The organism is Brachybacterium sp. GCM10030252, assembly GCF_042666535.1.
GTDB lineage: Bacteria > Actinomycetota > Actinomycetes > Actinomycetales > Dermabacteraceae > Brachybacterium.
In genome coordinates this window covers 45666-59110 of the sequence record NZ_JBHTDM010000012.1, presented here as the reverse complement: position 1 = coordinate 59110, position 13445 = coordinate 45666, and the positions used below count along the sequence as shown (strand labels likewise).

Genomic DNA, 13445 nt, shown 5'->3' with positions numbered 1-13445 from the left:
TGGGGGCCGCCGCAAGCGGCATCCCGAGGCGGTGGCCGAGTCAGTGCTCGCCGCCGGTCTCCTGACGCAGCAGACCGCCGAGCCAGCGCGCGATGTGCCGGGCCGCCGGCACCTCGAGACCGTTCTCGACCTCCGGGTTGTAGTTGGTGTTGGTGTTGATGTCGTAGGTGACGGTGCGGCCGTCGACCGTCCGCATGTACTCGACGCCGGCGATCTCGATACCGTGCCGCGCCAGCAGGTCCCGGTAGCCGCGGATCAGGGGATCCTCGGCGGTGACCTCGGGGCGGATGCGGAACATCGGCTCCGGCTCGACGCCCGGTTCCGGCACGGCGCACGCCTCGGCGGGGCACAGCTCGAAGCCGCCGCCGGAGGTGTCCACCCGGACCGCGTAGACGAACTCGCCGCCGACGAACTCGGCGCGGGTGATGGCCGGCTCGGCGGCGACCAGGAGCTCCTGCAGCAGGGTGATCCCGTCGGCCGCCTCCTCGAACTCCTCGCCCTCGACGTACGCGGCGAAGGAGGCGTGGTCCTCGAATCGGCGCACGCCCAGGCCCTTGCCGCCCTGGTTGTGCTTGGTGATGAAGGGGGCCTCGATGCTCCCGGCCGCCTCCAGGAGGCCCTCGCGGCCGTGGACGGCCACGGTGCGCGGCACGTCGAAGCCCGCGCTGCGCAGCACGGAGTGCTGGATGACCTTGCTGACCTCGAGGTCGGCGACGTCGCGGCCGCCCACCACGCGCCGGCCCCGGGAGGCGGCCCAGCTGGTGATCGAGCGGGCCGCGTCCTTCGCCAGAGGCGCGCCGCGGGTGTGGGAGGAGGCGCTCAGCCGCGACCAGAACACCCCGCGCGGCGGCTCGGAGTCCAGGTCCAGGGTGCCCTGCCCCAGCGGCCACTCCACCAGCGGCACGCCTTCTGCCTCGAAGGCGCGGCGGAAGGGCGGCATCCACTCGGGGTTGTCGTGCAGCACGTGCACGGCCGGTTCACCGGTGGCGGCGGAGGTGCTCATCATCTTCTCCTCGTCGGCGATGTCTGGGCGCTTCGTCAATGCGCATCGGCGGCCGGATATTCCAGCGCTCGACCGTGATGGCGGCCGATCGGCACCATCAGCGGCAGCCCGGAGACCGGATCGGTGATGACCCGGTTGGTCAGGCCGAAGACCTCCTGCACGCGGTCCTCCGTGAGCACCTCGGCGGGGCGGCCGCACGCGCGCACGGCGCCGGAGGCGAGCATCACCAGCTGGTCGCAGTAGCGCGCGGCGAGATTCAGGTCGTGCAGCACCATGACGATGGTGATCCCGCGGGCCCGGTTCAGATCCGTCAGCAGGTCCAGCACCTCGACCTGGTGGCTGACGTCCAGGAACGTGGTGGGCTCGTCCAGCAGCAGCAGATCGGTCTCCTGCGCCAGCGCCATCGCGATCCACACCCGCTGGCGCTGCCCGCCGGAGAGCTCGTCGACCGGCCGGTCGGCGAGGTCCGCGGTGCGGGTCGCGTCCAGGGCGGCGGCGACCGCGTCGTCGTCGGCGCGGCTCCAGCGGGAGAAGACCCCCTGGTGCGGGTGCCGCCCGCGGCCGACGAGATCGGCGACCGTGATCCCCTCGGGCGTGATCGGGGCTTGGGGAAGCAGTCCCAGGAGGCGGGCCAGGTGCTTGGCGGGCATGCGGTGGACCTGCTGGCCGTCCAGCAGCACCCGGCCCGCCCGCGGCGTCAGCAGGCGGGACATCGAGCGCAGCAGCGTCGACTTGCCCGAGGCGTTCGCGCCCACGATCGCGGTGACCTTCCCGGGCAGCACCGAGAGGTCCAGTCCCTCGATGACGGTGCGCTCGCCGTAGCCGAGGGTCAGCTCCTGGACGCGCAGGGTGTGGTCACTGGTCACAGGGTGCTCCCTCGACGGTTCACGCGGATGATGAGAAAGATCAGGTACGGGGCCCCGAGCACGCCGGTGACCACGCCGACCGGGTAGCGGGTACCGGTGGCGTACTGGCCCAGCAGATCCGCGACGAGCACCAGCAGTGCGCCCACCAGAGCGGCGGGGACGAGCGGGGAGGAGCCTGGACCGACCAGTCGGGCGGCGATCGGACCGGACAGGAACGCGACGAAGGCGATCGGCCCGCAGGCGGCGGTGGCGAAGGAGATGAGCCCCACGGCGGCGACCACGACGATCAGCCGGGTGCGGCCCACGCGTACGCCGAGGGCCTGGGCGGCGTCGTCCCCGAGCTGGGTGGCGCGCAGATCGCCGGTGCGGGAGAGGAGCACCGGGGCCAGCACCGCGAGCGCGACCAGGACCGGCACCGTCTGCTGCCAGGAGGTGTTGTTCAGGCTGCCGGTGAGCCAGCGCAGCGCCTCCTGCAGGTCCCACTGGCCGGCACCGGTGAGCACCCAGTCGGTCAGGCTCTGGAGCATCGCCGCGACTCCGATGCCCACCAGGATCAGCCGCATCCCGGCCATGCCGCCCCGCGCGGCCAGCAGGTAGATCAGTACGGCGACGCCGAGGCCCGCGAGGATGGCCAGCAGCGAGACCGCGGGGCCGGACAGGCCGAGGACCACGATCCCGAAGGCCGCCGCGGCGCTGGCGCCCGAGGAGATGCCGATGATGTCGGGGCTCGCCAGCGGGTTGCGCAGCATGGTCTGGAAGGTGACACCGCCGAGACCGAAGCACGCCCCGGCCAGGACCGCGAGCACGGCGCGGGGCAGCCGCAGCCTGCCCACGGTGAAGCTCGCCCCGGGCACCTCCTGGCCGGCGATGACGGCCAGCACCTCGGCGGGGGTGTAGAACGTCCGGCCCACCATCAGCGAGAGGCAGAAGACCAGCAGGATCGCCGTGGCGAGGACGATGACGGTCACGGCGGCGCGGGTGCGGCGCCGGCGCCGGGCCGCGGTGACCCGTGCCAGGGTGCCGGTCGTGGGCGCAGCGGTGCTGCTCGGAGCGTGCGTTCGCGTGCTCAGCGTGGCGCTCATAGGGAGGCCAGCCTCTGGCGTCGGACGATGGCGATGAAGACCGGCGCTCCCAGCAGAGCGGTGACGATGCCGACGTCCAGCTCGGCGGGGCGTGCGACGATGCGACCGAGGACGTCGGCCGCCGTCAGCAGGGCCGCCCCGGCCACCGCGCTGAAGGGCAGCAGCCAGCGGTGGTCCACGCCGATCAGGAGCCGGCACGCGTGAGGGACCACCAGGCCGACGAAGCCGATGGGGCCGGTCACCGCGGTCGCCGCTCCGCACAGCACGACGGCGCCGAGCGCGGCCACCGCCCGGGTCACAGCGACGCGCTCGCCGAGTCCGGCCGCCAGCTCGTCCCCGAGCGCCAGGGTGTTCAGCCCCCGTGCGGACAGGAGGCTGAGCACGAGACCGCCGAGGAGGAACGGGGCGACCTGCTGCAGGGAGGCGTAGGTGCCGCCGCCCACCCCGCCGATCTGCCAGGAGCGCACGCTGTCGCCGATGTCGGCGCGGGGCAGCACGACAGCGCTGATGAAGGAGGTCAGCGCCGCGCCGGTGGCCGCCCCGGCGAGGGCGAGCTTCAGGGGGGTGGCTCCGCCCCGGCCGAGCGAGCCGAGCGTGTGGACGAGCACCGCGGTGGCGCCGGCGCCGACGATCGCCACCCAGATGTAGCTCGAGGCGGCGGTGAGGCCGAAGTGGGCGATGCCGATCACCACGGCCAGCGACGCACCGGTGTTGATCCCCAGGATGCCGGGGTCGGCGAGCGGGTTGCGGGTCACGCCCTGCATCACGGCACCGGAGACGCCGAGCGCGGCGCCCGCGGCGATGGCGAGCAGCGTGCGGGGATGCGCGTGGCGACCGCGGCCGGCCCGAATCCATCGGTCGATCCGCCGAGAGCCGCGAGGATGTCGGCCGCACCGACCTCGCGCGAGCCGATGGTGACCGAGAGCGCCATCAGTGCCGTCAGCACCGCGAGCGTGACCAGCAGCCAGAGGGTGCGCGTGCGCGCCGACCGCCGCAGCGTGGCGGCGGTGCCTGCTGTGGCCGGGGCCGAGCTCGGGGCGGTCGCGGTCACGAGACGGCGCGGTCCAGCTCGGCCAGGTAGTCCTCGAGGATGTAGGAGATCGCCAGCGGGGTGGGGTTCGCCGCGGTGCCCAGCGGGCTGTCGCTGGGCAGGTTCACCACGGCACCGTTGCGGACGGCGGGGATCTGGGAGAGCAGCGGGTCGGCCTCGAGGGCCTCGATCAGGGTCTCGTCGCCGTAGGTCACGATGATGTCGACGTCGTGGAACACGTCGGCCTGCTCGGCGCTGATCGTCGCGGAGAACTCCGTGGCGTCCTGGGAGGCGGCGACCACGCTGGGGGCGATCGCCATCCCGAGATCCTCGAAGAACATCGTGCGGGTGTCGTGGGCCGTGTAGAAGCTGACCTCGGAGAGGTCGGTGGTGTCCACGTGGGTCAGGAACATGGCGTTCTTGCCGGCGATCGCGGGGTGCCCGGCGGCGGCGTCCTCGATCTCGGTCTCCAGCTCGGCGATCAGCGCCTCGCCCTCGGAGGCCATCCCCATCGCGGTGGAATTGACGGTGATCATCTCGCGCCAGGGCGTGCCCCAGGCGATCTCCGGGAACGGCACGGTCGGGGCGATCGCGGTGAGGGTGTCGTAGTCCTCCTGGGTCAGGCCCGAATAGGCCGCGAGGATCACGTCGGGCGCGGTGTCGGCGACGCCCTCGAAGTCGATGCCGTCGGACTCGTCGAACAGCTCCGGGGTCTCGGCCCCCAGCTCCTCGAGCTTCTCGGCGACCCAGGGGAGGACCCCGTCCCCGTCGTCGTCACCGAAGTTGGCCGCGGCCATCCCCGCGGGCACCACGCCGAGGGCCAGCGGCACCTCGTGGTTGGCCCACGCCACGGTGGTGATGACCTCGGGGGCCGCCGGGATGGCCGTGGTCCCGAAGGCGTGCTCGATCGTGATCTCGCCACCTCCACCGGCGTCGGAGGAGCCGCCCTCCTCGGCCTGGCCGGAGGAGGAGCAGCCGGCGAGGGCGGCGGCCAGGACGGCGGCGGAACCGGCGAATGCGCGGCGGGACAGACGGGTCATGAGAGGCCTTTCGTCAGTGGCCGCGCGCGGAGGCGGGCGCCGGTCGGGCATGACACGGCCCGGAGAAGAACAGCTAAGGCTTGCCTCATCAAAATACGCAACAGCAGTGTTGCGTGCAACTGGGTGTCACTGGTCGTGCGGATCCTCGAGCGGGACTCCCGCGCGGCGGGCGACGTCCCGCCAGGTCGCCGCCAGCGATTCCACGGTCGCGTGAGCGTTCAGGCCGCTGGGCTGGGGCACCACCCACAGCGCCACCTCCGCCGGCCACCCGGCCAGACCTGCGGTCTCCTGCGGGCCCAGCTGCGCCCGCGGCACCGTGAACGCGGCGCGGAAGGCCGTGATCCCGGCGATGGCCACCAGGGCCGGCCGCAGCTCGGCGGCACGGCGGCCGAGCACCTCACCGGCCTCGCGCAGCTCTGCCCGGCCGAGCTCGTCGGCGCGCGCGGTGGCCCGGCCGATCAGGTTCGTGATGCCGATGCCGCGCTCGCGCAGTGCCTGCTCGTCCTCGGCCCTCAGCCCGCGGGAGGCGTCGATCAGGTGCGGGGTGAGACCCGCGCGGTGCAGGGAGGGCCAGAAGCGGTTGCCCGGCCGGGCGAAAGGAGCGTTGACCGCGGCGGTCCACAGCCCCGGGTTGATGCCGACGATCAGCAGCCGCAGCTGCTCGCCGCGCGATGGGTCCGGGAGGACATCGTCCATGGCATCGCCCTCGAGGGCGGCGAAGCGGGCGAGATCCTCGCGGGTGGGCCTGCGGCCGGCCAGGGGAGAGGGGAGGCGCGTGCTCATCCGGGCACTGTACGTCGGCTCGGTATCCTGAGCCGATGGAGCTGCGGATCGCCCCCGGAGACATCACCACGACCGCCGCGGACGCCATCGTCAACGCGGCGAACTCCTCCCTGCTCGGTGGCGGAGGCGTCGACGGCGCCATCCACCGCCGCGGCGGGCCCGAGATCCTCGCCGAGTGCCGACGGCTGCGGGAGGACGAGCTGCCCGACGGCCTGCCCGCCGGTCGGGCGGTCGCCACCACAGCCGGTGACCTGCCGGCCCGCTGGGTGATCCACACGGTCGGCCCGGTGCACGCGACGAACGAGGACCGCTCGGAGACCCTGGCCTCCTGCTACCGCGAATCACTGCGCGTCGCGGCCGCGATCGGCGCTCGCAGCGTCGCCTTCCCCACCATCTCCGCCGGCGTCTACGGCTGGCCGCTCCCGGACGCGGCCCGGATCGCCGTCGAGACGGTCCGTTTGATGGACGACGAGGTCGGCGCCGATATCGCCGAGGTGCTGTTCGTGCCCTACGGCGAGGCGGCCGAGGCGGCGTTCCGCGGCGTACTGTGACCTCCATGCGCCGCCCCGAAGCAGCTCGGCTGACCGTGATCGCCGGCCCCATGTTCGCCGGCAAGACCGAGGAGCTGCTGCGACGCGTCCACCGCTCGCGGCTCGCCGGCCTGCGCGTCGACGTCATCGGCCACCGCCTGGACGACCGTGCCGGGCCCGGTCGGCTGAGCACCCACATCGGGCGCTCCACACCGGCCAGGATGCTCGGCGAGGCCCGCGACGTGCTGGAGGTCCTCGACGGGGAGCGTCCGGACAAGCTCGCGATCGACGAGGCGCAGTTCTTCGGCCCCTCGATCGTGCCGGTGATCGAGCAGCTGCTGGAGGCCGGCATCGACGTGGAGGTCGCCGGGCTCTGCGTCACCTACGACGGGGAGCCGTTCGACCCGGTCCCCGCCCTGATGGCCGTCGCCGAGGAGGCCGTGAAGCTGACCGCGGTGTGCGCGGTCTGCGGGGCCGACGCAGCCTTGCACGTGCGCCTGGCCGGGGAGGCGGGCGATGCACTGCGGCCGACGGCCGAGCAGGTCGGGGGCAGCGAGTCCTACCAGGCACGCTGCCGCAGCCACCGGCTCCAGCGGCCGGACGGGGCCCGGATCAGGTGATGGGGTCGTCCCCGGGCTCGACCAGGCGGATCCCGTCCAGATCCCACTGGCCGTCGGTGCGGCGCACGAAGTACTGCAGCTGGACCTCGGTGTCCCGGCCGTCGACGGTGTACGTCTCGGTCACGTCGAAGATCGCGTAGCCCTGGCGGTTGGTGCGCTCGGTGACCTCGTAGTCGATCCCGGACATGCCGCCGACGGTCTCCTCGAAGACCTCGCACGAGGTCAGCCCCGTCGACTCGCGGTACTCCTGCGTCGTCGAGTCCTCGAACAGCTCGCAGTCGCCGGACTGGAGCGAGGAGTAGAAGTCCTCGAGCGTCGACTGGGGATTCCCGCGGGTGAGGACCTGCCAGGCGATGATCACCGCGAACAGGCCCACGATCACGAGGCCGACCGCAGCGATGCCCGCGGCCAGAAGCCAATGGCACAGCGGGCGCCTGCGCGCGGTGCGCGGAAACTGTGCGTCGACCATCTCTTCCCCCCGAGGACCGGCAGCCGTGTCGCGACGCAGTATTCCGCACCGCGAGGCGATGTGCGATGCGCGAGCCGGTATCGATAGCCTTACGGTCATGATCGTCACCGCAGACCCGGGCCCCGTCGGATCTCCCACCAGCAAGGACGGCGCCGGCCTCGTCGCCGCCTCTGCCCTGCGGTACACCGTCGAGCCGGGGGAGCGGGCCGAGTCCCTGCTGCCGCCCCTCGACGGGGTCGACGAGCCCGTCGGGCGCATCGTGCAGGCCGATGACGTGCTGCGCGTGTTCGTGCACCCGCAGCTGGACGCAGCGCTCACCTGGGGCGCGACCTACGTCGCGGTCGACCTGATCTTCACCGACGGCGCCCGGCTCTCCGAGCTGGAGCCGCGCGACCAGTACGGCACCGAGGCCACCGCCCGGGGGATGGGCGAGGGAAAGATCCTGTACGCGGACCAGTGGAATGACGTGCAGGTCGCCCTGGGGGCCGCGGCCGGGCGCACGATCGCGGAGGTCGTGCTGGTCGCCGACGCCCCGGCCGATCCCGAGGCCGACCTCGTGGACGCCGCCGAGGGCGACCTCGAGGGCGCCGGTCCCGCGGAGCCCGAGCGGCTGACGGGGTGGATCGACGGCCCCTACATCGGTCCGAGGCCCGCGGACCCGCCGGCCGGTGACCCCGTGGCCTGGGTCGACACCCGGCGCGGCACGCACGCCTCCGGGGACTTCTCCCGGGGCAACAACGTCCCGGCCACCGCCATGCCCAATGGGTTCGCGATGTTCACGCCCCTCACCGACGCCCGGACCCGGCGCTGGCTGTACGAGTACCACCGCCGCAACGGCGCTGACAACCGCCCGCGCCTGCAGGGCCTGGCGGTCTCGCACCAGCCGAGCCCCTGGATGGGCGACCGCAACCAGTTCGTCCTCATGCCGCTGGCCGGTGAGGAGCCCGACGCCGATCCGGAGGCCCGTGCCCTGGGCTTCGATCATGCCGCCGAGACGGCGCGCCCGGACCTGTACGAGGTGGCTCTCGACGGCGGCACCTCGCTGCGTCTGGCGCCGAGCGACCACGGCGCGGTCTGCGAGATCGACTTCCCGGCCGAGCCCTCCCCGCGGCACCTGCTGCTCGAGGGGACCGACGAGCACGCCCGGATCGACGCCGCCGGTGCGGTCTTCGACGGGAGGCTGCGCGCGTGGGTGGACCCGGTGGCCGGCGAGGGGGCGACCCGTATGTTCGTCCTCGCCGAGGTCGAGCCCGCGCCGGTGGCCGTCGGCCCCTCGCGCGGCGGTTCGCCCGGCGCCAGCGTGCTGACCTTCGAACCCGGCACGCAGCAGGTCACCGTGCGTCTGGTCACCAGCTTCATCGGGCTCGAGCAGGGCCGGCGCACCTTCGCCCACGAGGTCGAGGGGCGCAGCATCGCCCAGGTGCGCGCGGAGGCCCACGCCGCCTGGACCGAGCGCCTGCGCGTGATCGAACCGGCCGGAGCCACCCCGCCCCAGCTGCGGACCCTGTACGGCAACCTGTACCGCCTGAACCTCTACCCCAGCTCGCACTGGGAGAACGCCGGCAGCCCGGAGCGGCCCGAACCGGTGCACGCCAGCCCCGTGCTCGCGGTCAAGGGCGAGGCCACCGACACCCGCACCAACGCCCAGGTGCTGCCCGGCAGGATGTACGTCAACCACGGCTTCTGGGACACGTACCGCACGGCCTGGCCCGCCTACGCGCTGCTGTACCCGGATCTCGCCGCAGAGCTCGCCGACGGCTTCGTCCAGCAGTACCGCGAGGGCGGGTGGATCGCGCGCTGGTCCTCGCCCGGCTACGCCGACTGCATGACCGGCACCAGCAGCGACATCGCCATCGCCGACCTCGCCGTCAAGGGCATCACGCTGCCGGACCCGCTCGCCGCCTACGAGGCCGGCCTGCGCAACGCCACCGTCGCCCCCACGCAGCCCGAGGTGGGCCGCAAGGGCAACGAGCGGGCCGTGTTCACCGGCTACGTCGACACCGACACCCCCGAATCCGTCTCCTGGGCACTGGAGGCCCACATCAACGATGCCGGGCTCGCCGCGCAGGCCGAGCTGCTCGCCGAGGAGACGGAGGCCGACGACGCCCGCCTCGCCGCCCGGCTGCGCGAGGAGGCGGAGTACCTGCGAGCCCGAGCCCGGAACTATCTGCTGCTGTTCGACCCCGGCGTCGGGTTCTTCCAGGGCCGACGGGCCGACGGCGGCTTCGCCCGGAGCCCCGAGGAGTTCGACCCGCGGGTATGGGGCGGGGACTTCACCGAGACCGACGGCTGGAACTTCGCCTTCCACGTCCCCCATGACGGCGAGGGCCTGGCCGCGCTGTACGGAGGCCGCGCCGGGCTGCGCGCCAAGCTGGAGGAGTTCTTCCACACCCCCGAGCGTGCCGACCTCAAGGGCACCTACGGGCACGTCATCCACGAGATGCTCGAGGCCCGCGCGGTACGGATGGGCCAGTTCGGCGTCTCGAACCAGCCCAGCCACCACATCCCCTTCCTCTTCCACCACGCGGGCGAGCCGCACCGCGCCTCTCAGGTGGTGCGCGAGGTCCAGCGCCGCCTGTTCGTCGGTGAGGAGATCGGCCAGGGCTATCCCGGCGACGAGGACAACGGCGAGATGAGCGCCTGGTGGCTGCTGACGGCGCTGGGTCTGTACCCGCTGCAGCTGGGCACGGGCCGCTACCACCTGGTGGCACCGCTGTTCGAGCGGGCGACGGTGCGGCCGCTGGGTGGTGAGCCGTTCACGATCACCGCCGAGGGGCAGGCTCCGGCCCACGACGTCATCACGGGTCTCAGCGTGGACGGCCGCGAGCACCGGGACTCCTGGATCGAGCACGGGGACCTGCGCGGAACGCTCCGCTTCCGCCTCGGCGCCGAGCCGACGGGCTGGGGCGAGGTGCCGCCCTCACCGACTCCGGCGGGGCACCGGCCGCAGCCGCTGCGGGACCTCTTCGCGGCCGATCCCGCGGATCCGGTGCGGGACGACGACTCCCGCACCGAGCGCTCCTGGGAGACGGCCGACGCGGTGATCGAGCTGCCCGAGCTGGGCGAGCCCCTCCAGGCGCGGTTCCTCACCTTGACCTCCTCGGCGCAGGAGGGCGGGGACCCGATCGCCTTCCGGGTCGAGGGCTCGGTCGACGGCGAGAACTGGACGGTGCTGGACGAGCGCTCGAGGGAGTCGTTCCGCTGGCGCCGCCAGACACGTCCGTTCCGGATCGCGACGCCGCGGGCGTGCACCCATCACCGCCTGGTGATCACCACCGCGCAGGGGCCTCTGCGCCTGGCCGAGCTGGAGCTGCTGGGCTGAGATCTCCTCGCCGTCGCCGCAGCAGCCCGCCACGTCCCGTGGCGGGAGTGCCGCGGCGCCGATCGATCGCGGTGAAGGGCCAGGTCATGAGCGCCCACACGAGAGCGATCGCGATCGCTTCGACCAGCAGGTACTGCGGCCAGGGGCCCATGACGTCCAGAATGCTCGCGCCGTCCGGGGCACGGTTGAGATAGCCGTAGTTGGCGCCCGTGAGTGCATTGCCGGTGAAGGCGATGAGCGCCCACGCCACCGTGGCGGCATACGTGAGCAGATATCCCGGCCACGTGGGGCGATATCCGAGCCCCCACACCAGCACCACCGGGGCCAGCACCCCGGTCGCGTGGGCGACCCAGTACTCCGAGAACTCCAGCGGGACCGAGACGAAGTAGTTCAGGTCCGGGGTCAGCACCGACTGCATGTTCAGCGTCAGTCCCCAGAAGTACATGATCACGATCGCCCAGCGGGCCTGCGTGATCAGCGCGAGTGGGATCAGGAATCGCAGGACGTCCGAGTAGTGCAGGGGCAGCGACTCGTCGATGTTCCAGGACCAGGGCATGAAGCCCCACGCCGTCCAGAACACCGAGTTCGCCAGCAGCACCCAGCCGGCAGCGCGCAGCACCCGGTCCGCCGTGGCGGGCTCGACGCGCCGCGCCCAGACCACGAGGGCGATCGCCGCCAGCACGATGATCAGGAGCACTCCGAGGTGCGTGGTCCCGTAGGCGGGCATGTACCCGATCCGGTCCGACTCCGGCATCGCTGATCCTCCCCGTCGGTGCGGTCCCGGCTCCGCCCGGCGCGGATCCGTCGAAGCGTCCCAGCAGAGCATACGAGGATGCCTGCCCGTCGGGGCCGCTATCGGCCCTCCTTCATCCGGGAGTCGGGAGGCCCCGCCCCGTGGCGGTGCGATGCGGTGCGGTGTGGTGCGGTGCCTACGGTACGGCGCCCCCGGCCGAGGGCCGATAGCATCGGGGGTCCCCGCGCCGAACACCCGAGGAGATGCGATGTCCCAGGCCTTTCACGCCGATTCGTCCGAGCTGGTGACCAAGGAGGTCCTCAGCTGGGAGCTGTTCGGCACCGCGTCGCGGGAGCTGGCACGAACGGTGGCCGATTCCGACTTCGCGCCGGAGATCATCATCGCCGTCGCCCGTGGCGGCCTGGTGCCGGCCGGCGCACTCGCCTACGCCCTGGGGCTGAAGCTCGCCGACGCGATCAACGTCGAGTTCTACACCGACGTGCACGAGACGCTGCCGGACCCGGTCCTGCTCGCGCCGATGCTCGACACCGAGTCGATCAGCGGCAAGCGGCTGCTGGTGGTCGATGACGTCGCCGACTCCGGGCGCACCCTCGCACTCGTGCTGGACCTGCTGCGCGAGCAGGGGGCCGACGCGCGCAGCGCCGTGCTGTACGCGAAGTCCGGTTCGGTGGTCGCTCCCGACTTCGTCTGGCACCGCACCGACGAGTGGATCGTCTTCCCCTGGTCGGCGGAGCCCCCGGTCACCGCTCAGGCAGGCTGACCGCGAGGTCGGCGCGGGAGCCGCGCCGCGAGGCCCCCGCGGGACCGTCCCTCGCGATCTCCCCGGCGGTGCTCCCAGCGGCTCAGTGCTCGGTCCGGGGCTTCTCGGTGGGGGCCGCCGCGTCGTCGCCGGGCTGGTCACCGGCGCCGTGTCCCTCGTCCCCGCCGTGGTGACCGAAGGGCAGGAAGTGCATGATCACCGCGAGGACGGCGCCGACGAGCAGACCGATCAGGAACGAGAAGAACGTGTTGATCAGCCAGCCCAGAACTCCACCGACGGCGGCGATCCCGGCGACGGCCTCCTCGAGGTGATGGACGAAGCCGTAGGGCTGAGCGAGTCCCAGATCGTGGGTGCCGACCAGCAGGATGTGGCCGCCGACCCACAGCATCGCCACCATGCCGACATAGCTGATGATGTCCATGACCACGGGCATGGCCCGGACCAGAGAGTTGCCGATGCGCTGCTTGGCCGCCGAGTTCTCCTCGGCGGCCATGGCCAGGCCCACGTCGTCCATCTTCACCAGGATCCCGACCGTTCCGTAGACCAGGACGGTGATACCGAGCGCGATCACCACGAGCACCGCGGCGCGGGTCCAGATGTCGGGTGCTTCGACGGAGTTCAGCGAGATCACCATGATCTCGGCCGAGAGGATGAGGTCGGTGCGGACGGCGCTGGAGACGATCTTCTTCTCCGCGTCGGCGCCCTTCGCGGCGGCCGGGGCCTTCTTCGGCGTGCCGCTGACCAGCTCCCAGATCTTCTCGGCGCCCTCGAAGCTCAGATACAGGCCGCCGAGCATGAGTATCGGGGTGAGCAGGAAGTCCGCGAACGTGCTGAGCAGCAGCAGGACCGGCAGGATGAAAACGAGCTTGTTGACCAGCGAACCCTTGGTGATCCGCCAGATGATCGGGAGCTCGCGCTTGGGCTTGATGCCCTGGACGTACTGCGGGGTCACGGCCGTGTCATCGATCACCACGCCGACGGCCTTGGATCCGGCCTTGGCGGAGGCGGCGGCGATGTCGTCCGTGCTGGCCGCGGCCAGCCTCGCCAGGGCGGCCACGTCATCGAGCAGTGCGGCGAGTCCACCGGCCATGCTGGTTCCTTCCCTGAGGGCGCGGCCGCCCCGGTGGCGACCCGGGTCAGGATACCGGGGATCGCTCCTTTGTCTGCCCGCAGCGGAATGAAGCTC

Annotated in this window: 12 protein-coding genes and 1 pseudogene; 4 read left to right on the top strand and 9 right to left on the bottom strand. The window is 72.4% G+C overall.

Annotated elements, in window-relative coordinates:
- Positions 1-40: 40 nt before the first annotated feature.
- The 6 genes and pseudogenes from ACFQRJ_RS12115 to ACFQRJ_RS12090 form a co-directional block, all read right to left on the bottom strand.
- Positions 41-1003 carry a RimK family alpha-L-glutamate ligase gene (locus ACFQRJ_RS12115; RefSeq protein ID WP_377019375.1) on the bottom strand — a complete coding sequence of 321 codons (963 nt, stop codon included), beginning with the start codon at positions 1001-1003 and terminating at the stop codon, positions 41-43.
- A gap of 35 nt (positions 1004-1038) precedes the next feature.
- Positions 1039-1869 (bottom strand): ABC transporter ATP-binding protein, encoded by an 831-nt coding sequence (locus ACFQRJ_RS12110; RefSeq protein ID WP_377019374.1) that lies wholly within the window; start codon positions 1867-1869, stop codon positions 1039-1041.
- Positions 1866-2951: a FecCD family ABC transporter permease gene (locus ACFQRJ_RS12105; RefSeq protein WP_377019373.1), complete on the bottom strand. Its 1086-nt coding sequence runs from the start codon at positions 2949-2951 to the stop codon at positions 1866-1868. Before ACFQRJ_RS12105 ends, ACFQRJ_RS12110 begins: the two co-directional genes overlap by 4 nt.
- Positions 2948-3882: pseudogene (locus ACFQRJ_RS12100) on the bottom strand (FecCD family ABC transporter permease). Before ACFQRJ_RS12100 ends, ACFQRJ_RS12105 begins: the two are co-directional and overlap by 4 nt.
- 116 nt (positions 3883-3998) lie before the next feature.
- Complete coding sequence (locus tag ACFQRJ_RS12095; RefSeq protein WP_377019371.1) at positions 3999-5021, bottom strand: iron-siderophore ABC transporter substrate-binding protein; 1023 nt, start codon at positions 5019-5021, stop codon at positions 3999-4001.
- 126 nt (positions 5022-5147) lie between these two features.
- Positions 5148-5804 carry a mismatch-specific DNA-glycosylase gene (locus ACFQRJ_RS12090; RefSeq protein ID WP_377019370.1) on the bottom strand — a complete coding sequence of 219 codons (657 nt, stop codon included), beginning with the start codon at positions 5802-5804 and terminating at the stop codon, positions 5148-5150.
- A 35-nt stretch (positions 5805-5839) separates the two neighbouring features.
- On the opposite strand from ACFQRJ_RS12090, the gene ACFQRJ_RS12085 reads away from it, so the two are divergent.
- Together ACFQRJ_RS12085 and ACFQRJ_RS12080 are read left to right on the top strand one after the other, a co-directional pair.
- Entirely contained in the window at positions 5840-6355 is a 516-nt protein-coding gene (locus ACFQRJ_RS12085; RefSeq protein ID WP_377019369.1) for an O-acetyl-ADP-ribose deacetylase, read from the top strand.
- A 5-nt stretch (positions 6356-6360) separates the two neighbouring features.
- Positions 6361-6954, top strand: coding sequence for a thymidine kinase (locus ACFQRJ_RS12080; RefSeq protein ID WP_377019368.1), 594 nt, complete (start codon positions 6361-6363; stop codon positions 6952-6954).
- Here ACFQRJ_RS12080 and ACFQRJ_RS12075 read toward each other — a convergent pair.
- Positions 6947-7423 (bottom strand): hypothetical protein, encoded by a 477-nt coding sequence (locus tag ACFQRJ_RS12075; RefSeq protein ID WP_377019367.1) that lies wholly within the window; start codon positions 7421-7423, stop codon positions 6947-6949. The two genes, ACFQRJ_RS12080 and ACFQRJ_RS12075, sit on opposite strands and share 8 nt — an antisense overlap.
- A gap of 97 nt (positions 7424-7520) precedes the next feature.
- Here ACFQRJ_RS12075 and ACFQRJ_RS12070 point away from each other — a divergent pair, with 97 nt between their 5' ends.
- Positions 7521-10745, top strand: a complete 3225-nt coding sequence (locus ACFQRJ_RS12070) for a GH92 family glycosyl hydrolase (RefSeq protein WP_377019366.1) — start codon at positions 7521-7523, stop codon at positions 10743-10745.
- Here the strand turns inward: ACFQRJ_RS12070 and ACFQRJ_RS12065 are convergent.
- Positions 10693-11499: a TIGR02206 family membrane protein gene (locus ACFQRJ_RS12065; protein WP_377019365.1), complete on the bottom strand. Its 807-nt coding sequence runs from the start codon at positions 11497-11499 to the stop codon at positions 10693-10695. The genes ACFQRJ_RS12070 and ACFQRJ_RS12065 overlap by 53 nt on opposite strands.
- A gap of 247 nt (positions 11500-11746) precedes the next feature.
- Between ACFQRJ_RS12065 and ACFQRJ_RS12060 the strand changes: the two genes are divergently transcribed.
- Positions 11747-12259, top strand: coding sequence for a phosphoribosyltransferase (locus ACFQRJ_RS12060; protein ID WP_377019364.1), 513 nt, complete (start codon positions 11747-11749; stop codon positions 12257-12259).
- A gap of 82 nt (positions 12260-12341) precedes the next feature.
- On the opposite strand, the gene ACFQRJ_RS12055 is transcribed toward ACFQRJ_RS12060, so the two are convergent.
- The gene (locus ACFQRJ_RS12055; protein ID WP_377019362.1) at positions 12342-13349 is read right to left on the bottom strand and encodes a DUF808 domain-containing protein; all 1008 of its coding nucleotides are present in this window, start codon (positions 13347-13349) and stop codon (positions 12342-12344) included.
- Positions 13350-13445 lie beyond the last annotated feature (96 nt).